We start from the raw sequence: 22,410 nt of genomic DNA, 5'->3' as shown, positions 1-22,410 counted from the left end.
ATGAGGGTTACTTCGCCCGTGTGTGCAGAACATCACGGCGCATTGTCTGGTATGGGGACTTCTGCGCCGGGGAGTCAGCGCGGTGAGTCGGCACGGTCCCGATCCGTGAAGCGCGAACGGGGGCCGATCGCGGTCGCTCCGTTGACGCCGGAGACTCCCACGGACACCGAGGCCCGCTCCGGCTCCGGGGAGGCCATCTGCGAACCCTCCGCCCCGTGTTGACCGGACGGGGTGCCGTCGGCCTCCCCCTCGCCGTCGTGCCGGCGACGCCGGTAGCGCGGCGGCACGAAGGACTCGGCCCAGTGAGGGGTGCGCGGGGTGAAGCGCGGCATGAGCAGCAGGACCAGGCCGACGGCGCTGAGCCCCACGATGACCAGGACGATCCAGAGCGACGTGGAGTGCACGGAGTAGCCGACGGCGCCGAAGGCGATCAGCGCCGACCAGAAGTACATGATCAGCACGGACCGGCTGTGCGAGTGGCCGATCTCCAGCAGCCTGTGGTGCAGGTGGCCCCGGTCGGCCGCGAACGGCGACTGGCCGTTCCAGGTGCGGCGCACGATCGCGAGGATCAGGTCGGCCGCCGGGATCGCGATGATCGTGAGCGGCAGCAGCAGCGGGATGAAGACCGGCAGCATCGCGTGGGTCGCCTGCCGCTCGCTGCCCTCGAAGAGCTTCATCGCGTCGGGGTCGACCTGGCCGGTGACGGAGATCGCGCCGGAGGCCAGCACGAGCCCGATCAGCATCGATCCGGAGTCACCCATGAAGATCCGGGCGGGGTGCATGTTGTGCGGCAGGAAACCGAGGCACATGCCCATGAGGATCGCGGCGAAGAGCGTCGCGGGAGCGGCCGCCTCGATCCCGTACCCGTACCAGAGGCGGTAGGTGTAGAGGAAGAACGCCGCGGAGGCGATGCAGACCATGCCGGCCGCGAGGCCGTCCAGGCCGTCGACGAAGTTGACCGCGTTGATGGTGATCACGACCAGGGCGACCGTGAGCAGCGTGCCCTGCCACTGGGTGAGCGCGACGGTGCCGACGCCCGGGATGGGCAGCCACAGGATCGTCAGACCCTGGATGACCATGACAGCGGCGGCGATCATCTGTCCGCCGAGCTTGATCAGGGCGTCGAGCTCGAACTTGTCGTCAAGGACGCCGATCAGCCAGATCAGGGCGGCGCCGGAGAGCAGCGCCCTGGGTTCGTTGGAGAGTTCGAAGACACCGTTCAGGTTGAACAGGTGGTCCGCGACGATCAGCCCCGCGCACAGTCCGCCGAACATGGCGATGCCACCGAGCCGAGGTGTCGGTTCCCGGTGTACGTCACGCGCCCGGATCGCGGGCATCGCCCCGATCGCGATGGCGAACTTCCGCACCGGCCCGGTCAGCAGATAGGTCACCGCTGCCGTGACACAGAGCGTCAGCAGGTAATCACGCACGGGCTGCCCCACAGAATTCGCCGGCCATCTCAGCCCCACACCCTAGTCTCCTGAGCAAGGACGCCGAGCCACGGGTTGTCGGTTGCACATACGTAGTTCACACCGCCTACCCCGGATACGGCGGATTGCGCTCGGCAAGTCCGCGGGCCTCGGCCCGCAGCAGACCCGGGTCGCCCTCCTCGCGCACGGCCGCGCCGAACAGCTCGGCGATCCGCGCCATGTCGTCCTCGTCCATGCCCTGGGTGGTGACCGCCGCGGTGCCCAGCCGGATCCCGCGCGCGTCCCCGTACGGCAGGGCACAGGTGTCCAGGACCATCCCGGCGGCCATGAGCCGCTCGCGGGCGGTGCGGCCGTCGACGCCCAGCGGGCCGGGGTCCGCGACGACGATGTGGGTGTCCGTTCCGCCGGTGGTGACCTCGAAGCCCTCGGACTCCAGGGCGGCCGCCAGGACACGGGCGTGGGCGACGACGCGGTGGGCGTACAGCGCGTACGCCGGGGTGGCCGCCTCCCCGAACGCCACGGCCTTCGCCGCGACCGTGTGCATCTGGGCGCCGCCCTGGGTGAAGGGGAACACCGCGCGGTCGATCCGCTCCGAGAACTCGACGCCGCAGAGGATCATGCCGCCGCGCGGGCCGCGCAGCACCTTGTGCGTCGTCGCGCACACCACGTCCGCGTACGGCACCGGGCTGGGCGCCGCTCCCCCGGCGATCAGCCCCATCGGGTGGGCGGCGTCCGCGATCAGATAGGCGCCCACCTCGTCGGCGATGTCCCGGAACTGCTCGTAGTCGAGGTGCCGGGGGTACGAGATCGACCCGCAGACGATCGCCTTGGGGCGCCGGGCACGGGCCAGGGCGCGCACCTGTGCGTAGTCGATGAGTCCGCTGTCGGGGTCGACGCCGTAACCGGCGAACTCGAACCAGCGTCCGGAGAAGTTGCCCGGAGCGCCGTGGGTGAGATGTCCGCCGTACGGGAGCCCCATGGCCAGCACCGTGTCACCGGGGCGCAGCAGCGCGGCGTAGGCGGCCAGGACGGCCGAGGATCCGGAGTGCGGCTGGACGTTGGCGTGCTCGGCGCCGAACAGCTCCGTCGCCCGCCGGACCGCGACGCGCTCCGCGGCGTCGGCCTGCTCGCAGCCGCCGTGGTGACGGGCGCCGGGGTAGCCCTCGGCGTACTTGTTGGCGAGCGGGGACCCGAGGGCGGCGAGGACCGCGGGTGAGGTGAAGTTCTCGGCGGCGATGAGCTGGAGGGTGCTCGACTGCCGCCCCGCCTCGGCCAGCAGGACGGCGCCGATCTCCGGGTCCTGGCGGAGCAGGGCGCCGAAGTCCTGCGGCATGGCGGTGTCCGGCGAGGGCGCGGCCGCGCGGGCGGCTGGAGTGGTGACCGGCATCTGACGGCTCCGGGCCTGGAGGAGGGGGTGCGTGGCGTCAGATCCAATGTAGGCCCGCCCCGGGCCGCCTGCCCGCTGCCGGGCGCCCCTCTACGCCGGTCGGCGCACCCCGTGCGGGGCGGCTTGGGCCGGAGGCGGCTCAGTGCGGGGCGCGAACCCCGGTGAGGGCCGTCATGACGGGATCGAGGGCCTGGCTGATCTCGTCGCCGATGGAACGGAAGAACGTGATGGGTGCGCCGTACGGGTCGTAGACCTCGTCGGCCTCCGCGGTGGGTGCCAGCAGCCAGCCGCGCAGGGCCGCCGCGGCGCGCACCAGCGCGCGGGCGCGCTCGACGACGCCCTCCTCACGGGCGTCCGGCAGCGTCGCGGGGTCTATGGCCCGCACCAGGCGGGTGAACTCCTTGAGCGTGAAGGTACGCAGACCCGCCGAGTGCCCCATGGAGATCACCTGGGCGCGGTGGTCGCGGGTGGCGGTCAGCACCAGGTCGGCGCGGATCACGTGCTCGTCGAGGAGCTCTCGGCCGACGAAGCCGGTGGCGTCGGCGCCGAAGTCGGCGAGGACGACCTCCGCGTTGGCCTCCATCGGCGCGCCCTCGTGCCCCCAGGTGCCCGCGCTCTCCACGATGAGGCCGCCGCTGAGCGGGTCGCCGAGGCGGTCCACGAGGGCATGCCGGGTCAGCCGCTCGGTGATGGGCGAGCGGCAGACGTTGCCGGTGCTGACGTGGAGGATGCGGAAGGTGTCGTGCCGCCCCGTTATGCCACGCCCCTCAGGGGCGGTCAATTGGCCACCTCGAGGTCGGGTACCACCTTGCGGAGTTCCTCGACCGAGAGCGCGCCTGCCCGCAGCAGCACCGGGATCTTGCCGGTGACGTCGACGATCGAGGACGGGACGATCCCGGGGGTGGGACCGCCGTCGAGGTATACGGAGACGCTGTCGCCGAGCATCCCCTGGGCGGCGTCGCAGTCCTCGGGCGAGGGGTGTCCGGTGAGGTTGGCGCTGGAGACGGCCATGGGGCCGACCTCCGTGAGGAGCTCGATGGCGACCGGGTGCAGGGGCATCCGGACGGCGACCGTGCCGCGGGTGTCGCCGAGGTCCCACTGGAGGGACGGCTGGTGCTTGGCGACCAGCGTCAGGGCGCCGGGCCAGAACGCGTCGACGAGCTCCCAGGCCTGCTCGGAGAAGTCGGTGACCAGGCCGTGCAGGGTGTTCGGGGAGCCGATCAGGACAGGGGTCGGCATGTTGCGGCCGCGGCCCTTGGCGTCGAGCAGGTCGGCGACGCCCTCCGAGCTGAAGGCGTCCGCACCGATCCCGTACACGGTGTCGGTGGGCAGCACGACCAGTTCGCCGCGGCGGACGGCGGACGCGGCCTCACGCAGGCCGGTCGTACGGTCGGTCGCGTCGTTGCAGTCGTATCGCCGTGCCATCAGCCGGCCTCCTCGGACATGTACGGGTCTGTCGGGTGGGGTTCGTGCGGTGCCGGTGTCCCGGTGGTCACGGCATGGCCTTGCGGGCCGTAGCGAACCGGGGCCGGTTGTTCAGGTCGGGGTGGTCGGCCGCGTCGGCCCAGCCCCGCTCCTCGGTGAAGATCCACGGCACCTGGCCGCCCTGGGTGTCGGCGTGCTCGATGACGACGAGCCCGCCGGGGCGGAGCAGGCGGTGCGCGGTGCGCTCGATGCCGCGGATGGTGTCGAGGCCGTCCTCGCCGGAGAAGAGCGCCATCTGCGGGTCGTGGTCGCGGGCCTCCGGCGCCACGTACTCCCACTCGGTGAGCGGGATGTACGGAGGGTTGGAGATGACCAGGTCGACCTGTCCGTCGAGCTCGGGAAGGGCGCCCAGGGCGTCTCCCCGGTGGATGGTGACCCTGGACCCCTCGGCGTTCTTCCGGGTCCACCTCAGGGCGTCCTCGGACAGCTCCACGCCGTGCACACGCGAGCGCGGCACCTCCTGGGCCATGGCGAGCGCGATGGCGCCCGATCCGGTGCAGAGGTCGACGATCAGCGGCTCGACGACGTCCATGGCGCGGACCGCGTCTATCGCCCAGCCGACGACCGACTCGGTCTCCGGGCGCGGGACGAAGACTCCGGGGCCGACCTGGAGTTCCAGGTAGCGGAAGAAGGCGCGGCCGGTGATGTGCTGGAGCGGCTCGCGGGCCTCGCGGCGGGCGATCGTCTCCCAGTAGCGGGCGTCGAAGTCGGCGTCCGGCACATGGTGCAGCTCGCCCCGCTTGACGCCGTGCACGAACGCGGCGAGTTCCTCGGCGTCGAATCGCGGTGAGGGGACACCGGCGTCGGCCAGCCGCTGGGTGGCCTGGGCCACCTCGGCGAGCAGCAGGTTCATCGCGGTTCTCCGTACGGGTTCACGAGCGGGGCGGGGCGGTGGCGCTCACGGCTTATGCGGCGGCGAGCTTGGCGGCGGAGTCGGCGTCGACGCAGGCCTGGATGACGGCGTCGAGGTCACCGTCGAGCACCTGGTCCAAGTTGTACGCCTTGAAACCGACGCGGTGGTCCGAGATCCGGTTTTCCGGGAAGTTGTACGTCCGGATCTTCTCGGAGCGGTCCACGGTGCGCACCTGGCTGCGGCGCACGTCGGAGGCTTCCTGCTCGGCGGCCTCCTGGGCGGCGGCCAGCAGCCGGGACCGCAGGATGCGCATGGCCTGCTCCTTGTTCTGGAGCTGGCTCTTCTCGTTCTGGCAGGAGGCGACGACGCCGGTGGGCAGGTGCGTGATGCGTACGGCGGAGTCCGTCGTGTTGACGGACTGCCCGCCGGGGCCCGAGGAGCGGTAGACGTCGATGCGGAGGTCGTTGGCGTGGATCTCGACGTCGACCTCCTCCGCCTCGGGCGTGACGAGCACGCCGGCGGCCGAGGTGTGGATGCGGCCCTGCGACTCGGTGGAGGGCACGCGCTGCACGCGGTGCACGCCTCCCTCGTACTTCATCCGGGCCCAGACGCCCTGGCCGGGCTCGGTGGCGCCGTTGCCGCCCTTGGTCTTCACGGCGACCTGGACGTCCTTGTAGCCGCCGAGCTCGGACTCGGTGGAGTCGATGATCTCGGTCTTCCAGCCGATGCGCTCGGCGTAGCGGAGGTACATGCGCAGCAGATCGCCGGCGAAGAGGGCGGACTCGTCGCCGCCCGCGCCCGCCTTGATCTCCAGGAGCACGTCCTTGTCGTCGCTGGGGTCGCGAGGGACCAGGAGAAGGCGGAGCTTCTCGGTGATCTCCTCGCGCTGCTTCTCCAGGACCTTGACCTCGGCGGCGAAGTCCGGGTCGTCGGCGGCGAATTCGCGGGCGGTCTCGATGTCGTCGCCGGTCTGCTTCCAGGACCGGTAGGTGGAGACGATCGGGGTCAGCTCCGCGTAGCGCTTGTTGAGCTTGCGCGCGTTGGCCTGGTCGGCGTGGACCGACGGGTCGGCGAGCTTCTTCTCGAGATCGGCGTGCTCACCGATCAGTTCCTCGACCGCCTCGAACATCTTCGGGCTCCTGGTTTCTGCGTCATACGTCTGCGGGCCTGCTGGACGGAGTGCTGCCGGTGGAGCGCCCCGGAAGGCGCACCCGGCCGCACAGCCGGAAAAAACGCCGGTCCCGGCGCCCCGTTGGAGGGCGTCGGGAACCGGCGCAGTGGCTCGCTACTTGCTGGCGGAGCCGGCAGCCTTGCCGAAGCGGGCCTCGAAGCGGGCCACGCGGCCGCCGGTGTCGAGGATCTTCTGCTTGCCCGTGTAGAACGGGTGGCACTCGGAGCAGACGTCGGCACGGATCGCGCCGCCCTCAAGGGTGCTCCGGGTGGTGAACGACGCACCGCAGGTGCAGCTGACCTGCGTCTCGACGTACTCGGGGTGAATGTCGCGCTTCAAGGTGTCTCCTAGATTCGGGAGGGCTCCGGGTCGTTCGCGCGGATTGCGCGTCCGTGAACCGGGGCCGACGTACCAGTCTGCCAGGACCGGCCGTATCTCCCAAAACGAGGGTACGGCCGTGTGTATTCCCGTGCGTACGGGGAACGTTCCGCGACCAAATGGTGACGGAAGGTGCCGTTACCGTACGACCTTCCCGGCCCCGCCCTTGTCGCCGGCCGACTTCGCCGTGGCGGACGCGGGGATCGGCTTGTCCTGCTTGAGGGCCGCCCACACCTTCCGGTCGGCGTTCTCCTGCGGCAGCACCCGGTTCGGGTCCTCGGGGTCGTACTCCACGGGCAGCGTGACCATGTCGATGTTCTTCGAGCCGAGGCCCTTGAGCCCGTTCGCGAAGCCGGTGAGCTTCTTGACGGAGGCCAGCTGGGAGTCGGTGGTGACGGCCTTGGTGGCGGTGTCGGCGAGCCCGAAGAGCGTCTTCGGGTTCGAGAACACCCCGACGCTCTTCGCCTGGTCCATCAGCGCCTTGACGAAGGCCTGCTGGAGCTGGATGCGGCCGAGGTCGCTGCCGTCGCCGACGCTGTGGCGCGTACGGACGAGGCCGAGCGACTGCTCCCCGCTGAGGGTGTGGGGGCCGGGCTTCAACGAGAGGTGGCTGTCGGGGTCGTCGATCGCCTGCGAGGTGGTGATGTCGACGCCGCCCAGCTCGTCGACGAGCTTCTTGAACCCGGTGAAGTCGACCTCGACGTAGTGGTCCATGCGGATGCCCGACATCGACTCGACGGTCTTCACCGCGCAGGCGGGTCCGCCGACCTGGTAGGCGGAGTTGAACATCGTCTCGTGCTCCGCGCCGACCTGTTCCCCGGTCGTGTCGCTCGTGCAGGCGGGACGGTCGACGAGGGTGTCCCGCGGGACCGAGACCACGCTCGCGGAGGTGTGCCCCTCGTTGACGTGGACGATCATCGCGGTGTCCGCCCGCGCGGAGCCCTCGTCGGCGCCGTACTCGGCGTTGGCGCCCGAGCGGGAGTCCGATCCCAGCACCAGGATGTCCTGCGACCCGTTGTCCACGTCGTCGGGGCGCTCGGCTCCCAGGGCGGCGTCGATGTCGACGCCCTTCAGATTCCCGTTGAGCGTGTAGTAGGCGTAACCGAGCCCGGATCCTCCGACGACCACAAGGGCGGCGACGCCCCACAGCGCGATCCTCTTCACCCGGCGGCCCGTGGACGGCTTCCTCCGGCGGCTGCCGGTGCCGCGTATTCGGCCGGCGCTCCTGCTCTGCTCGCTCATGCGGTCCCTCTTTCGCTTCTCGCTCTTACCCCCTGCCGTGGTGCACGGGCGCGGTCCGGCGTCGCTCGGCGGGACGACGGAGCAGCCAGAAGCGTTGCACAGCCGGCTGAGGCCCCCGTCCGGCGACGGGGGCCTCGACAGAAGCGGGTGCACGGACCGGGAACCCGGCGCTCACCTGCGGTTTCGGCCTGACGGGCCGCGGCTGCTCCGGCCGCAGCGGAACCCTGCGTATGTGGCAAAGATCGCACCCCGGGGACCTGTCGCCGCCGAGGCTTCCCCGAGGTGCCCGGCGGGCCCGCCGGGGCGGCGGTCGCCGCTCACGTCGCTGTGGGTGGCGGGCGTCCGGGGGTGACCGGAGGGGGCCACCTCCACCCCTCCCGTCACGGCGGCACCCGTCAACAGGCAGGTGCGGATACACAACAGATGCCCCGTCACGAGGTGACGGGGCATCTGTTGTGGAGCTGCGGCGCGGTGACGTCAGTCGTTGGCGTTTCCGTTGCCCGGTGTCGTCTTCTGGATCTGGAGCAGGAACTCCGCGTTGGACTGCGTCTTCTTCATGCGGTCCAGCAGAAGCTCGATCGCCTGCTGCTGGTCGAGCGCGTGAAGCACCCGGCGCAGCTTCCAGACGACGGCCAGCTCATCGGTGCCGAGCAGGATCTCTTCCTTACGGGTGCTGGACGCGTCGACGTCCACCGCCGGGAAGATGCGCTTGTCCGAGAGCTTCCGGTCGAGCTTGAGCTCCATGTTGCCGGTGCCCTTGAACTCCTCGAAGATCACCTCGTCCATGCGCGAGCCGGTCTCGACGAGCGCGGTGGCCAGGATGGTCAGCGAGCCGCCGTCCTCGATGTTGCGCGCGGCACCGAAGAAGCGCTTCGGCGGGTACAGCGCGGTCGAGTCGACACCACCGGACAGGATGCGGCCGGAGGCCGGTGCCGCCAGGTTGTACGCACGGCCCAGACGGGTGATCGAGTCCAGCAGGACCACCACGTCGTGGCCGAGCTCCACGAGGCGCTTCGCACGCTCGATGGCGAGCTCGGCGACCGTGGTGTGGTCCTCGGCGGGACGGTCGAAGGTCGAGGAGATGACCTCGCCCTTCACCGACCGCTGCATGTCGGTGACCTCTTCCGGACGCTCGTCGACCAGGACGACCATCAGGTGGCACTCGGGGCTGTTGACCGTGATCGCGTTGGCGATGGCCTGCAGGATCATGGTCTTACCGGTCTTCGGCGGGGCCACGATCAGGCCTCGCTGGCCCTTGCCGATCGGTGCGACCAGGTCGATGATCCGGGTGGTCAGGATGTTGGAGTCGGTCTCCAGACGGAGCCGGTCCTGCGGGTACAGCGGGGTCAGCTTCTGGAACTCCGGACGGCCGCGGCCGCTCTCCGGCGCCATGCCGTTGACGGAGTCGAGACGGACCAGCGCGTTGAACTTCTCGCGGCGCTCGCCGTCCTTGGGCTGGCGCACCGCACCGGTGACGTGGTCACCCTTGCGCAGGCCGTTCTTGCGGACCTGGGCGAGCGAGACGTACACGTCGTTCGGTCCCGGCAGGTAGCCGGAGGTCCGGATGAACGCGTAGTTGTCGAGGATGTCGAGGATGCCCGCGACGGGGATCAGGACGTCGTCGTCGGCAACCTGCACGTCGGTCGCGAAGTCGTCGCGGCCACGACGGCCACGGCGGTCGCGGTAGCGGCCCCGGCGTCCGCGCCGGCCGCCCTCGTCGTCGTAACCGTCGTCCTGCTGGCCTCCGCCGCCCTGCTGGCCCTGGCCCTGGCTCTGGTTCTGGCCGCCGCCCTGCTGGCCCTGACGGCGCCCGCCGCCCTGCTGGCCCTGGTCGTCGCCCTTGCCCCGGCGGTCGCGCTGGCGGTCGCGGCGGTCACCGCGGTCCTGACGGTCACCGCGGTCACGGCGGCCGTCCTGGCGGTCGCCGCGACGGCCCTCGGCCGTGTCGACGGCGGACTCGGCCTTGGCCTCGCCCTTCGCCTCGGCGCGCTCGTCGCCGCGGTCCTGGCGGCTCTCCGCCTTCGGCTCGGCCTGGCCCTTCGGCTCGGCCTGGCCCTTGGACTCGGCCTTGGGCTCCGCCTTGGACTCGGACTTGGTGTCGGGGCTGCCCGCCTGCGCGGTCGCCCGGCGACGGCGGCGCTCGCCCGTCGGCTGCTCGTCACTGGCCGGCTGACCCGGGATGTCGATCTGCTGCTGGGCGTCGGCCTTGTCGGCGGCCGGGGCGGCAGCGCTCTCGTCACCGGTGCGCGCCTTGGACGTGGCACGCCGCTTCGGCTTGCTCCCGGTGTCCGTACCGGCGGATGCGGCGGCCTTGGGGGCGGGCGCGGAGGATCCTCCGGCCTGCGCCTCCTTGATGACCTCGATCAGCTGGCTCTTGCGCATCCGCGCAGTTCCCCTGATGCCGAGGCCGGACGCGACCTGCTGCAGCTCGGCCAGGACCATGCCCTCGAGGCCGGTGCCGGAGCGGCGGCGCCGTGCGGTGGTGCCAGTGGCAGCACCTTCGGCGGGCACGGAGCTGTCGACGCTCTTGTCGGCAGTCACGCCCATCAGATCGGTGGTGTCGCTCACGAAGGGTCCTTCCCTGGAGCGGACGTCGGCCTTCTGGCTCGGCGACCGGTTGTGCTGTCCGACTGCGGTCTGTTGATCGTGTCGATCGCGGACCTTGCCGGGGCGGTGGTCCGCCGGGTACGGCGGAGAGACGAATGTGCGGGGTTCCGGCGCGAGATCCCCCTGCTCGGCCCACTCCTGGACGAGCAAGAGGGTGTCGTGCCGGTTCCGGAGCGTGCTCGAAAGCTCAGGCGGGCTGCTCAGGCAGTCGGGGAGGCTCCCGGAAGAGTGGTGGTCCCGGAGGGGGACACGAAGCAACGCGCCACGAAGACGTCGATTGCTGACTTGAGGTTAACACTACCGGCTCCAACAAACATTCCCCCTCTCATGCACCGGCAATCACATGCGGTTACGCGGCGAGCGGCAACACGCTCGCACCCGAGGCGTCGAGAGCGAGCCGGTTCGCGGCCCATCCCTCGCCCGCCAGCCGGGCGACCTTGTCGGCGGAACCCTCGTCCGCCAGCGCGAGCACCGTGGGCCCCGCGCCGGAGATGACGGCAGGGACGCCGTCGGCGCGCAGCCGGTTCACCAGGTCGACGGTCTGCGGCATGGCGGGACCCCGGTACTCCTGGTGGATCCGGTCCTCCGTCGCCGCGAGGAGCAGCTCGGGGCGCCTGGTCAGGGCCTCGACGAGCAGGGCGGCGCGACCGGCGTTGGCCGCGGCGTCCACATGGGGGACGGTGCGCGGCAGCAGGCCGCGGGCGGTCTCGGTCAGCACCGGGGTGGCCGGCACGAAGACCACCGGCACGACGGAGGAGGCGGGGTCCATCCGGATCGCCCTGGCGGCTCCGCCGTCCATCCAGGCGAGCGTGAATCCGCCGAGGAGACAGGCCGCGACGTTGTCGGGGTGCCCCTCGATCTCGGTGGCCAGCTCCAGCAGGGCGGCGTCGTCGAGACGGGCCTCGCCACCCGTCGTCACGGCGCGGGCGGCGACGATCCCGGCGCAGATGGCGGCGGACGAGGAGCCGAGGCCACGGCCGTGCGGGATGCGGTTGGCGCAGACGATCTCCAGGCCGCGGGGCTGTCCGCCGAGCAGGTCGAAGGCCGTCCGCAGCGAGCGTACGAGCAGGTGGTTCTCGTCGCGGGGCAGCGTCTCGGCGCCCTCACCCGCGATGTCGATGTGCAGCCCGGAATCGGCGACCCGGACGACGACGTCGTCGTAGAGCCCCAGCGAGAGGCCGAGGGCGTCGAAACCCGGGCCCAGATTGGCGCTGGTTGCGGGGACGCGCACCCGGACGGCGGCGGCTCGGAACGCGGGACCGGCCATCGGTTGGACGACTCTTCCTGTACGGCGGCGGGGATGTTGTGCAGGGTACTTCGACGTGCGTGGGGTGCCGTTGCGCGGGGGGACGGGGGGCCCGGCAGTCACGACGGCTGCAGCACCGCGGCGGATGCGGCGGGGCGGGTCGGGTACAGCTTATCGAAGGAAGGTTCTGTGGCGACATAGGGCGCACAGGAGGCGCACGATGCGTGTCGCACACCTCCTATGCGCTCTCCGCCCCGGAAGGGCGGTTGAGCTGCGGCGAGGTGCCTTGGGCCGACCGGGCACATGGGGGGGCGGTGTCGCGGCTCCCCCACGTGCCGGCCGGTCCTACGCGAGGCCCAGCTTCTCGGCCGCGGCCACCGCGTCGACCGGGACGGTGACCGGCTGCGGAGCGCCCGCGACGGCCCAGTCGGGGTCCTTGAGGCCGTTGCCGGTGACGGTGCAGACGATCTTCTGGCCGGGGTCGACCTTGCCCTCTTCGGCGGCCTTGAGCAGACCGGCCACGGACGCCGCCGACGCGGGCTCGACGAAGACGCCCTCCTGGGAGGCCAGCAGACGGTATGCCGACAGGATCTGACGGTCGGTCACATCGTCGATGAAGCCGCCGGACTCGTCCCGCGCGTCCAGCGCGAACTGCCAGGACGCCGGGTTCCCGATGCGGATCGCGGTGGCGATGGTCGCCGGGTCCTTGACGATCTCGCCGCGCACGATCGGCGCGGAACCGGACGCCTGGAAGCCCCACATGCGCGGAGCGTGCGTGGAGACGGCGTCCCCCGCGTACTCCTTGTAGCCCTTCCAGTAGGCCGTGATGTTGCCCGCGTTGCCCACCGGGAGGACGTGGATGTCGGGGGCGTCGCCGAGCGCGTCGACGATCTCGAACGCGGCAGTCTTCTGGCCCTCGATCCGGACCGGGTTGACCGAATTGACCAGCGCCACCGGGTAGTTGTCCGAGAGGCTGCGGGCCAGGGTCAGACAGTCGTCGAAGTTGCCGTCGACCTGGAGGATCTTCGCGCCGTGGACGAGCGCCTGCCCCATCTTGCCGAGCGCGATCTTGCCCTGCGGCACGAGGACGGCGCAGACCATGCCCGCGCGCACCGCGTAGGCGGCGGCGGAGGCGGAGGTGTTGCCGGTGGAGGCGCAGATGACGGCCTGCGCGCCCTCCTCCTTGGCCCGGGTGATCGCCATGGTCATACCGCGGTCCTTGAACGACCCGGTGGGGTTGGCGCCCTCGACCTTGAGGTGCACCTCACAGCCCGTGCGCTCGGAGAGGACCTGCGCCGGAACGAGCGGCGTACCGCCCTCACGGAGCGTGACGACGGGCGTCGAGCTCGTGACCGGAAGCCGGTCCCGGTACTCCTCGATGATGCCGCGCCACTGGTGGGTGCCCTTGCTGGTCATGGGTCCTTACTCCCCTTCAACACGCATGATGCTGGCGACACCGCGCACGGTGTCCAGCTTGCGCAGCGCTTCGACGGTCCCGGAGAGGGCTGCGTCGGGCGCGCGGTGGGTGACGACGACGAGGGATGCCTCGCCGCCGGTTTCCTGACTGTCCGGCCGACTCTGCTGGCGGACCGTATCGATGGATACGCCCTGTTCGGCGAAGACCGTCGCGACCTGGGCGAGTACGCCAGGCTTGTCGGCCACGTCGAGACTGATGTGGTACCGCGTGACGACGTCGCCCATGGGGCTGACCGGCAGACGCGTGTACGCGGACTCACCGGGACCGGTGGTCTCTCCGATGATGTTGCGGCACACCGCGACCAGGTCGCCCAGGACCGCGGACGCGGTCGGGGCGCCGCCGGCGCCGGGACCGTAGAACATCAGCTGCCCGGCCGCCTCGGCCTCGACGAAGACCGCGTTGTACGCCTCGCGGACGGAGGCCAGCGGGTGGCTGAGCGGGATCATCGCGGGGTGCACGCGGGCGGTGACCGAATTGCCGTCGGCGGCGCGCTCGCAGATGGCGAGGAGCTTGACGGTGCAGCCCATGCGCCGGGCGGAGGCGATGTCGGCGGCGGTCACCTCGGTGAGGCCCTCGCGGTGCACCTCGCCGATCTTCACCCGGGTGTGGAAGGCGATCCCGGCGAGGATGGCGGCCTTCGCGGCGGCGTCGAAGCCCTCGACGTCGGCGGTCGGGTCGGCCTCGGCGTACCCGAGCGCGGTGGCCTCGTCGAGTGCCTCGGAGTAACCGGCGCCGCTCGTGTCCATCTTGTCGAGGATGAAGTTGGTCGTGCCGTTGACGATGCCGAGCACCCGGTTGACCTTGTCGCCCGCGAGGGACTCGCGCAGCGGCCGTACGAGCGGGATGGCACCGGCCACGGCCGCCTCGTAGTAGAGGTCCCGGCCGTTCTTCTCCGCGGCCGCGTGGAGCGCGGAGCCGTCCTCGGCGAGGAGCGCCTTGTTGGCCGAGACGACGCCCGCGCCGTGCTCGAAGGCGGTCGTGATGAGCGTGCGGGCGGGCTCGATGCCCCCGATGACCTCGATGACGACGTCGATGTCGCCCCGTTTGACCAGGGCGGTCGCATCGGTGGTGATCAGCGCGGGGTCGATGCCCTCCCGCACCTTGGAGGGCCGGCGGACGGCTACGCCGGCGAGCTCGACCGGCGCGCCGATGCGCGCGGCGAGGTCGTCGGCGTGCGTCGTCATGATGCGCGCCACCTCTGAGCCGACCACTCCACAGCCCAGCAGCGCCACCTTCAGCGGACGCGTACGCATCATCCGACCTCGTTTCTCATACTTCTGATGTGTGGACCAGTCTCACTCACCGGACGGGGGTTTCTGCCACCCGTCCGGATTTTGAGATGTGAATTTCATCAGCCGACATCGAGACGCAGGAGATCTTCCTCCGTCTCGCGCCGGACGATGACCCGCGCCTGTCCGTCGCGCACGGCGACGACGGGCGGACGCAGGGCGTGGTTGTAGTTGCTCGCCATGGAACGGCAGTACGCACCGGTGGCCGGCACCGCGATGAGGTCACCCGGGGCCAGGTCGGACGGCAGGAACGCGTCCTTGACCACGATGTCACCACTCTCGCAGTGCTTGCCGACCACGCGTACGAGCATGGGTTCGGCCTCGGAGGTGCGGGAGACCAGCGCGACGCTGTACTCGGCGTCGTACAGCGCGGTGCGGATGTTGTCCGACATCCCGCCGTCGACGCTCACATACGTCCGGAGGCCCTCGAGGGGCTTGATGGTGCCGACCTCGTACAGCGTGAACGCGGTGGGGCCGACGATCGCGCGGCCCGGCTCGACGGAGATGCGCGGGGTCCGGAGACCGGCGGACTCGCACTCCCGGGTCACGATGTCGCTGAGCGCCTTGGCGATCTCGTGCGGCTCACGGGGGTCGTCCTCGGAGGTGTACGCGATCCCGAGGCCACCGCCGAGGTCGATCTCGGGGAGCTCGACGCCGTGCTCGTCGCGGATCTCGGCGAGCAGCTGTACGACGCGCCGCGCGGAGACCTCGAAGCCGGCCATGTCGAAGATCTGTGAGCCGATGTGCGAGTGGATGCCGATGAGCTCGAGGCCGTCCAGGGTGAGCGCCCTGCGGACCGCCTCGGCGGCCTGGCCGTCGGCCAGCGCGATGCCGAACTTCTGGTCCTCGTGCGCGGTGGCGATGAACTCGTGGGTGTGGGCCTCGACGCCGACCGTGACGCGGATCTGCACGCGCTGGCGGACGCCGAGCCGCTGGGCGATGTGCGAGACCCGGACGATCTCCTGGAAGGAGTCGAGCACGATCCGTCCGACGCCGGCCTCGACGGCCCGCTCGATCTCGGCGACGGTCTTGTTGTTGCCGTGGAAGGCGATGCGCTCGGCGGGCATCCCGGCGTCCAGCGCGGTGGCCAGCTCGCCGCCGGAGCAGACGTCCAGATTCAGCCCTTCCTCCTGGAGCCAGCGCACCACGGCGCGCGACAGGAAGGCCTTGCCGGCGTAGAAGACATCGGCGTCCGCCCCGAAGGCGTCCGACCAGGCGCGGCAGCGCGCCCGGAAGTCGGACTCGTCCAGGAAGTACGCGGGTGTGCCGAACTCCTCGGCGAGCCGGGCGACTTCGATCCCGCCGACGGTGAGGGCACCGTCCGCGTCACGGGTGACGGTGCGGGACCAGACCTTGGGGTCCAGCTCGTTGAGGTCGGTGGCCGGGGCGGTGTAGTGGCCCTCGGGGTAGACGTCGGCGTGACGGGGCCCGGCGGGGTGTGCGGATCGGCTCATCGTTCTGCTCTGCTCTCTCAGGTCTCAGAGGTGTTCGGGCGCGCTGATGCCGAGCAGGGACAGGCCGCCTGCGAGCACCGTCCCGGCGGCTTCGGCAAGGGCCAGCCGGGAGCGGTGGGCGGCCGAGGGTTTCTCGTCGCCGACGGGGAGCGCCGGGCAGGCATCGTGGAAGTCGAAGAAGGCGTGCGCCACCGTTTCGAGGTGCCGGGCGAGCCGGTCCGGTGCCTGGTGACGGGCGGCCGAGGCGAGGGCGCCGGGGTGATCGGCGAGGGCGGCGTGCAGTGCGGGCGCGTCGACATCGACGTCGTATCCGGCGGTGAAGCCGAGCCGCTCCGCCTCGCGGCTGAGCGCACGGGAGCGGGCGTGGGCGTAGCGGACCAGGAACAGCGGATTGGCCTCGCCCTGCAGGAGGAGGTCGTCCCCGAGGTGGGCGCGGTCGTGCCCGGCGGGCCTCAGCAGGCCCCAGCGGGTGGCGTCGGCCCCAAGCCGCTCCAGCAGTTCCCCCGCCGTGGCCCCGGCGGGGACGGGCCGGGTCTGCGCGAGCGGGACGGGAGGCCGGCCGTTCGCGTCGACGGTGACGCCGAGACGCGCCCAGTCGGGGTCGGACGCCTCCTCGCAGGTGACACGCCCCAGGGCGCCCTGGGCGCGCAGCATCCTCATCACCGTGCCCGCCAAGACCGCTGCCCGGACTTCTCGACGGTGGTGGAGCTGATGGACCTGCCCGGCGCACTCGGCACCCCACCCGTACCGGAGCCCCTGCTCCAGCACCTGGCGCACGCGTACGGAACGCGCGGCACCGTCGGAGTCCGCGTCGAGCGTGAAGTTCAGGAAGCCGGGCCCGGTGATCTCGACCCGTCCGATCCCGGGCGCGCCGACGACCCGGTCGCGCAGCAGCGCGGCGACCTCCCGCGCCGGGAGCGCGGCGGGGCCGGCCAGCTGGAGGGCGACGGCGCAGGCGTAGTCGCCGCTGCCGCCGGGCCGTGTCCGCTCCACCCGCACGCGCGCGGGCACCGGCGCGCGCAGGGCGTCCTCGTCGACCGCGCGGCGCACAGCGTGCAGCACGGTCCGGGAGAGATCTGCGGGGGTCACGGCACAAGCGTATGGGAGGAAGGGGGGCACTTCGCCAACCGGTTTCGCCATACGGGCAGCGACCCGGCCGGGCACGCCCTCAGCCGGCCGCGCTCCCGGCCGTCCCCGCGCCGCGCCTGTCGTCGACCGGCACGGGATCCTCCCGGTGTGCGAGCCGTCGCACCATGCGCACCAGCTCGCTCGGCTCGAAGGGCTTCGCCAGGAACGCGTCGACCCCGGCGGCCGCCCCCGAGTCCACCTCGTGGGGCGTGCACGCGCTGATGACGGCGACGGGCAGATGCCCGGTCCTCGGATCGGCGCGCAGCCGGGCGGCGGTCTGGATTCCGTCGAGTCTGGGCATCACCACGTCGAGAGTGATCACGTCCGGGCAGACCTCGTGGACCAGGTCCAGACACTCGACGCCATCGGCCGCGGTCACGACCTCGAAGCCCTCCAGCTCGAGATTGACCCTGATCAGCTGCCGGATGACCTTGTTGTCGTCGACAACAAGCACGCGGCCGTACGCCCCTGACACCCTTCGAGGGTAGGTGGGGCGGAGGAGCTGCGTCCGGGTTTTGCCCACTTCCGCCCCCGGAGGGTGGCCGGCGCCGGCCTCGCACGGCCGCCGCCGACGCGCAAATACCTGTTCCCGGACACCCCGTCGGAGCTGGTAGGGTTTCACTCGTCGCCGCCGAGCGCAGCGACATCGCCCCCGTAGCTCAGGGGATAGAGCATCGGCCTCCGGAGCCGGGTGCGCAGGTTCGAATCCTGCCGGGGGCACTTCGCAAGAAGTGCCGAAAAGACCCTCTCGCCAGTGGAAACACTGCGCAGGGGGTCTTTTTCATGCCCACCGGGACCCTGCGGCGTGGAGAACCCAGCGGGCGGAGAACCGCCATTGCGATCCCGCCAGATACGTCCAAGTCCGCCCCGTGACCGACCGGAAGTCGAATGCCCCCCATCGACCGCGCTGTCTGGGACGCCACGCTGGAACGGCTCCTCGACGACGTGTACACCTTCGCGGCCACTGGGCCCCGACGGGACGAGGACTGGGGGCGGGACGTCTTGGCCGTTATGGACCGGTCGGCCACCGACCCGCGAGGCTGGCGAACGCTGGAGTGGCAGATCGAGAATGAGGGGCGTGAGAACGTGCGTCCTTGCTTTCCGTTTCTCCCACTCACGGCCGTGCAGGTGCATGAGTGGACGTATCCCGTGACAGCCTCTGCCGCCACTGAACTACTCGCTTCTTTGAGTCAGGAGTGGTTCTTCGAGGGTCGCCCTGTCCGGACGCGCGTCGACCGTGACGATGTGCTGGCCGACGCCCGGATGGTGCTCAGCCGGTTCGGTGCCGCCGCCGTCTTCCGTACCTCCTCGGAGCTGGCCCGGGCCTCCGCCTCGCCGGATTTCCTCACCGATGACCTCGCCGGCGGAAGGGCCTTCACCGACTATGTGATGGATCTCGGGCTGATCGCCGTGAGCTCGGACGAGGTCGGGATCTTCTGGTCGTTCAACGCGAACTGAGAAGACGCACACGGGCCGGTGATCATGCTGACGGATCCGGGACGTATCCCGACCGGGAAATCACCCTGGCCTCCCCGTCGTGAAATGCCAACCCGTCGCGTAACCGACGTCGGTACGCACATCGAAGACAGCACCAGGGAACACCAGGACGCTTGGCGCGATCAGGCTCTCGCGGAGTTCGGACCTGGTCGGACACGACCGGAGTGGTCACCGTTGTACCGAATGTGAGTGGCCGTCCAAGGTCGGTCTCAACTGTCAGGCCAGTGCGTGAGACTGCTAGAACCGGGACAGGAGCAAGGAGGTGGCCATCGGCCTCCCCTGGGCAGCGACATGAGTGTTCCGGACGGTCAGATGGCCCGCGTCCACACCACGGGAGTTGCCCAGGAGTTCGCCATGGCGGGCAGCAGTGACGTCGAGCACTACGATCTGGGCGGATCCGCCCCGAACCAGGAAACCCCTACCCGCGTCGGACGAGCCCGGGCGCGAGGGCGACCGCTCGGACCCGGGCCGTGAGCAGCAGGAAGCACGATAGAGGACCGATGAAGAGCTTCAGCAAGACCGCTGCCGACAAGCCGCCCGTGCGTCGCCGTCGCATGCCTGTCGCCGTCGTCGTCCTGTCGGTGCTCCTCGCCTGCGCCGCTGCCACCATCGGTGTGGTCTCCTGCGTCACGGAGAAGGTCTCCTCGGACTTGATGGACAAGGAGATGACCTGCTGCTGGGAAGACGGAGCCACGCCTGCCTGGATGAGCGACCAGATGGGCATCCGCATCCCGGACTCGGCATCGGACCGCCGGGCGGGTTACAAGGTCGGGGAGCGCTACGACACCGGGCTCCTGTCCTTCGTTCTCCCGACCGACGAGGCGGACACGTATACCGGCCGGCTCATCCAGAACGGCACCGAGATGATCAGGAATTTCCATCCCGAGGAGAAGGACTACCGCCCTGCGGCGGCGTTCGGTCACCTCGGACTGGCTGAGCCGGAGACGTTCGTCCAGGGCCTGCGAAGAATCAGCCTGTGCCCGGACGACCTCGCGACCCCGGAGGGTCAGTACCTCCAGCGCTGCGTCGACCTGTTCGCCCACGAGTTCACACCCGGCACCACGCGGATCTACGTCCGGTCCACCATCGAACCGTCCGTGACACCCCCTCCCGCGAGCAAGGCTCCGTGACGTGCCAGCGCCCCCCAGCGGCAGCGGGCGATGCCCGGACGTGGCGGAGCCCGGGAGTCGTATCCAGCTCCCGGGCCCCTGGGGTTGCCACCCAATTGCGCTTGCCAGCGCCGTTTAAGAGTGCGGATCAGTCGTCATACCGTCGCGTTCTGCCTTTGAACTACCGCGCCGCGTAGAGGCGCAGGCCGGATTCGAACCAGCATTCAACGGTGTTCGTCCGTACTCGGTCGATCTGGCAATCGGCGGCGATACTGAAGCTGGAGCGAGAGTCTGAGATTGATCGCGGCTGCCTCTGCCATGTTGGGCCACCCCGGCAGGTGGTGCCGGGGGGAGGACTCGAACCTCCATCGTTACCGCGTCTTCAGGCTGAACGTCAGTTTCAGCTTGCGCTCATCACACGGGGCGGACCTCAATTCCGCCTCGTGCAGGGGGCGCAGCCCCCACGGCATTGGCGCGGGGGCGTTCTTGGGGTGTGCCGCCTGGTGTCCGACCCTAGCCGAACAGGTAGCCGAACACCGCGTCTCCGACCCGCCGGTCGGTGACCTCGGCGCCGTTGGCCTCCTCGCGGGCGAACTTCACCGCGTGCTGGAGCTTCTCGACCCGCTCCAGCAGCTCGTTCACCCGTCGCGCCGGCAGCGCTCCGGAGAACTTCACGGTCGTCCAGTACCCGATGGGCACGTCCTCGTAGTAGACGTCGACCTGAGCCGGGTGCTTGTCGGTCGCCTCGGCCTTGACGTGGTTGCGCGGGACCTTCTTCGTCCGGATCGTGCGGACCGGATCGGTCTTCCACCAGTCCGTCGAGGGGTCGAGCGACCAGGACTCGGAGGCGTCCAGGACGGGGAGCTTCTTCACGAAGGTGTGCAGGTCGGTGAGCTGCTTCTCCAGGAAGAGCAGGTAGCTGACCGGGGCTTCGCTGACGACCGTACGTCCGTCGACGGTCACGTCCGCGCGGGCCGAGCAGTTCGCCCAGTCCTTCGTCGCGGTCACGTCGAAGAGCCGGGTCAGCGACGCGGACATCTCACGCAGCGCTTCCTCGGCCTTGATCTGCACCCGTGTGGACTCGGGCGGAAGCTGCTCGCCCTCTTCGTCCTTCGGCTGGTACGTACGCGAGATGCCTGCCAGCAGCGCCGGCTTCTGCACCTTGTGGTGGGCCGCGGTGATGTCCTGGAGCGACTTGCTCTTGACACCCTTCTCCACGGCGATGATCTGGTTGAGCTTCGTCACTTCGCCCCCTTCGAGTGACAGGAACGTACCGCACCTGAACTCGATCGCCCGTACGGTTTTTCGGCGGGGTTCGCTCTACGGCGCCGGGTAAGTCACCCTGCCGCGCCCGTCGACCCGTGGCTCCGCGCCCCAGGCACCCAGTTCGTGGACGCGGGTCTCGCCGGAGCCGGGGCCCATGATGTGCCGGACCGTCCAGCCGCGGGCGGTGAGCGTGTTCGCGATCAGCAGGCGGTGGCAGCGCCACGGCACCGGTTCGCCGCACATCACGGCGACACGGCCGTGCTCCGCGAGCGAGGTCAGGCGGGTGATGCCGTGCTCGTACGCCGGGAGCAGCGTGTGGTCGGCGTAGTTCTTGAAACTCGGGTTGTGCCAGCCCGCGTTGGCGGCGGGATCCACGTCCTGTTCGCGCCGCCGTCCGCCGAGCTCCTCCAGGTAGACGTAGGCGGTCCCGGCCCGCTCCAGCCACCCGCGCATCGCGTCGCGGGAGAACTGCGGGCTCCGGTGCGAACCGGGGTGCGCCCGGACGTCGGCCAGTACGTCGATGCGCTGGGCGTCCAGCATGCCGATGAACGTCTCCTCCGGGCGGGTCCAGTGCCCGATCGTCCAGATCTCACCCACCGGGACATGATGCACCGGCCGCGCCCGACGGACCGGGCGACATGCGAAGCACGTCAGCTCACGCTGCGGGCCAGCCGGAGGCCGAGGTCGTCGATGGCGAAGGTGGGGTGGCTGCGGCGGCGCACCGTGGCGCCGCAGCCGCGCTCCGGTTCGGCCCAGCCGCCGCCGCGGAAGGTGCGGTACTCGCCGTAGACCTCCTCGTCGTAGAGGTCCCAGCACCACTCCCAGACGTTGCCCAGCATGTCGTGCAGGCCCCACGGGTTGGGCGCCTTGACGCCGGCCTCGTGGATCCGGCCGCCGGAGTTCCCGTCGTACCAGGCGATGGCGTCGATCTCGCCGTAGCGGTAGCCCGTGGTCCCCGCCTTGCAGGCGTACTGCCACTCCGCCTCCGTGGGCAGGCGGTAGCCGTCGGAGGCCGGGTCGCGGGTCACCTCGCCGGTCCGTGTGTCATGGGCGTAGACCGGGTCGAGTCCGGCGCGGGCCGAGAACAGGTTGCACAGCTCGACGGCCCCGAGCCAGCTGATGTTCGTCACGGGCAGGGCGCCGTCCGGCACGGTGGGCCCGAGCTCCTCCCCCGTGACGGCGTGGTGCTGTCGGGCGTTGGTGACGGGGTGGCGGCCGAGGAGGAAGGGCTCGATCTCCACCTGCCACTGTGCGCCCCGCCGGTCGTCGCGCAGATCCACGGTGCCGGCCGGTATCCGGACCATGCAGGAGGCCGTCTCGTCGTCGGTGGGCATGTTCACGCGGTGGGCCTTCCGGTACGGGAGAGCCGAAGTGCCCCCGCGCACACGCTA

Annotated in this window: 20 protein-coding genes and 1 tRNA gene; 3 read left to right on the top strand and 18 right to left on the bottom strand. The window is 70.6% G+C overall.

Annotation, left to right across the window (positions count from 1 at the left end; translation table 11 throughout):
* Positions 1 to 74 precede the first annotated feature (74 nt).
* The 15 genes from OG379_RS26360 to OG379_RS26290 form a co-directional block, all read right to left on the bottom strand.
* A complete protein-coding gene (locus OG379_RS26360; protein ID WP_405668653.1) occupies positions 75 to 1,442 on the bottom strand; it encodes an MraY family glycosyltransferase in 1,368 nt (455 codons plus the stop codon).
* Between the two features lie 94 nt (positions 1,443 to 1,536).
* Positions 1,537 to 2,817: a serine hydroxymethyltransferase gene (glyA, locus tag OG379_RS26355; protein ID WP_405665495.1), complete on the bottom strand. Its 1,281-nt coding sequence runs from the start codon at positions 2,815 to 2,817 to the stop codon at positions 1,537 to 1,539.
* 139 nt (positions 2,818 to 2,956) lie between these two features.
* A complete protein-coding gene (locus OG379_RS26350) occupies positions 2,957 to 3,598 on the bottom strand; it encodes a protein-tyrosine-phosphatase (RefSeq protein WP_104789118.1) in 642 nt (213 codons plus the stop codon).
* Positions 3,595 to 4,242, bottom strand: a complete 648-nt coding sequence (locus tag OG379_RS26345) for an L-threonylcarbamoyladenylate synthase (protein ID WP_099174464.1) — start codon at positions 4,240 to 4,242, stop codon at positions 3,595 to 3,597. The genes OG379_RS26350 and OG379_RS26345 overlap by 4 nt, the downstream gene beginning before the upstream one ends.
* Positions 4,243 to 4,309: 67 nt before the next feature.
* On the bottom strand, positions 4,310 to 5,155 hold the full coding sequence (gene prmC / locus OG379_RS26340) for a peptide chain release factor N(5)-glutamine methyltransferase (protein WP_393760872.1): 846 nt from the start codon (positions 5,153 to 5,155) through the stop codon (positions 4,310 to 4,312).
* Positions 5,156 to 5,207: 52 nt separating this feature from the next.
* Positions 5,208 to 6,284, bottom strand: coding sequence for a peptide chain release factor 1 (gene prfA / locus OG379_RS26335; RefSeq protein WP_104789115.1), 1,077 nt, complete (start codon positions 6,282 to 6,284; stop codon positions 5,208 to 5,210).
* 156 nt (positions 6,285 to 6,440) lie between these two features.
* The gene (rpmE, locus tag OG379_RS26330; RefSeq protein WP_099174467.1) at positions 6,441 to 6,665 is read right to left on the bottom strand and encodes a 50S ribosomal protein L31; all 225 of its coding nucleotides are present in this window, start codon (positions 6,663 to 6,665) and stop codon (positions 6,441 to 6,443) included.
* Between the two features lie 177 nt (positions 6,666 to 6,842).
* Positions 6,843 to 7,946, bottom strand: coding sequence for an LCP family protein (locus tag OG379_RS26325; RefSeq protein WP_405665493.1), 1,104 nt, complete (start codon positions 7,944 to 7,946; stop codon positions 6,843 to 6,845).
* A gap of 477 nt (positions 7,947 to 8,423) precedes the next feature.
* Positions 8,424 to 10,514: a transcription termination factor Rho gene (rho, locus tag OG379_RS26320; RefSeq protein ID WP_405665492.1), complete on the bottom strand. Its 2,091-nt coding sequence runs from the start codon at positions 10,512 to 10,514 to the stop codon at positions 8,424 to 8,426.
* 388 nt (positions 10,515 to 10,902) lie between these two features.
* A complete protein-coding gene (thrB, locus tag OG379_RS26315) occupies positions 10,903 to 11,820 on the bottom strand; it encodes a homoserine kinase (RefSeq protein WP_393760865.1) in 918 nt (305 codons plus the stop codon).
* A 324-nt stretch (positions 11,821 to 12,144) separates the two neighbouring features.
* Entirely contained in the window at positions 12,145 to 13,215 is a 1,071-nt protein-coding gene (gene thrC / locus OG379_RS26310; protein WP_104789110.1) for a threonine synthase, read from the bottom strand.
* Between the two features lie 6 nt (positions 13,216 to 13,221).
* Positions 13,222 to 14,532: a homoserine dehydrogenase gene (locus OG379_RS26305; RefSeq protein WP_393760862.1), complete on the bottom strand. Its 1,311-nt coding sequence runs from the start codon at positions 14,530 to 14,532 to the stop codon at positions 13,222 to 13,224.
* Between the two features lie 95 nt (positions 14,533 to 14,627).
* Positions 14,628 to 16,019 carry a diaminopimelate decarboxylase gene (lysA, locus tag OG379_RS26300; RefSeq protein ID WP_393760860.1) on the bottom strand — a complete coding sequence of 464 codons (1,392 nt, stop codon included), beginning with the start codon at positions 16,017 to 16,019 and terminating at the stop codon, positions 14,628 to 14,630.
* A gap of 24 nt (positions 16,020 to 16,043) precedes the next feature.
* Positions 16,044 to 17,108 carry an ArgS-related anticodon-binding protein NrtL gene (nrtL, locus tag OG379_RS26295; protein ID WP_405665491.1) on the bottom strand — a complete coding sequence of 355 codons (1,065 nt, stop codon included), beginning with the start codon at positions 17,106 to 17,108 and terminating at the stop codon, positions 16,044 to 16,046.
* 79 nt (positions 17,109 to 17,187) lie between these two features.
* Complete coding sequence (locus tag OG379_RS26290) at positions 17,188 to 17,670, bottom strand: response regulator (protein ID WP_405665490.1); 483 nt, start codon at positions 17,668 to 17,670, stop codon at positions 17,188 to 17,190.
* Between the two features lie 125 nt (positions 17,671 to 17,795).
* On the opposite strand from OG379_RS26290, the gene OG379_RS26285 reads away from it, so the two are divergent.
* The 3 genes from OG379_RS26285 (at position 17,796) to OG379_RS26275 (ending at position 19,774) form a co-directional block, all read left to right on the top strand.
* Positions 17,796 to 17,867: transfer RNA gene (locus OG379_RS26285), tRNA-Arg, on the top strand.
* Positions 17,868 to 18,296: 429 nt separating this feature from the next.
* Positions 18,297 to 18,605 (top strand): hypothetical protein, encoded by a 309-nt coding sequence (locus OG379_RS26280; RefSeq protein WP_405665489.1) that lies wholly within the window; start codon positions 18,297 to 18,299, stop codon positions 18,603 to 18,605.
* Positions 18,606 to 19,144: 539 nt separating this feature from the next.
* Positions 19,145 to 19,774 carry a hypothetical protein gene (locus OG379_RS26275; RefSeq protein ID WP_405665487.1) on the top strand — a complete coding sequence of 210 codons (630 nt, stop codon included), beginning with the start codon at positions 19,145 to 19,147 and terminating at the stop codon, positions 19,772 to 19,774.
* 492 nt (positions 19,775 to 20,266) lie between these two features.
* Here the strand turns inward: OG379_RS26275 and OG379_RS26270 are convergent, their stop codons facing one another.
* The 3 genes from OG379_RS26270 to OG379_RS26260 form a co-directional block, all read right to left on the bottom strand.
* Positions 20,267 to 20,998 carry a hypothetical protein gene (locus tag OG379_RS26270; RefSeq protein ID WP_405665486.1) on the bottom strand — a complete coding sequence of 244 codons (732 nt, stop codon included), beginning with the start codon at positions 20,996 to 20,998 and terminating at the stop codon, positions 20,267 to 20,269.
* A 75-nt stretch (positions 20,999 to 21,073) separates the two neighbouring features.
* Entirely contained in the window at positions 21,074 to 21,616 is a 543-nt protein-coding gene (locus OG379_RS26265) for a DUF488 family protein (RefSeq protein ID WP_405665485.1), read from the bottom strand.
* A 53-nt stretch (positions 21,617 to 21,669) separates the two neighbouring features.
* On the bottom strand, positions 21,670 to 22,353 hold the full coding sequence (locus OG379_RS26260; protein ID WP_405668651.1) for a formylglycine-generating enzyme family protein: 684 nt from the start codon (positions 22,351 to 22,353) through the stop codon (positions 21,670 to 21,672).
* Positions 22,354 to 22,410: the final 57 nt, after the last annotated feature.

It is taken from the genome of Streptomyces sp. NBC_01166, assembly GCF_045039765.1.
In the GTDB taxonomy this organism is placed as follows: domain Bacteria; phylum Actinomycetota; class Actinomycetes; order Streptomycetales; family Streptomycetaceae; genus Streptomyces.
Note: the sequence above shows the minus strand (reverse complement) of the source record. Positions and strands in the feature narration are given on the sequence as shown.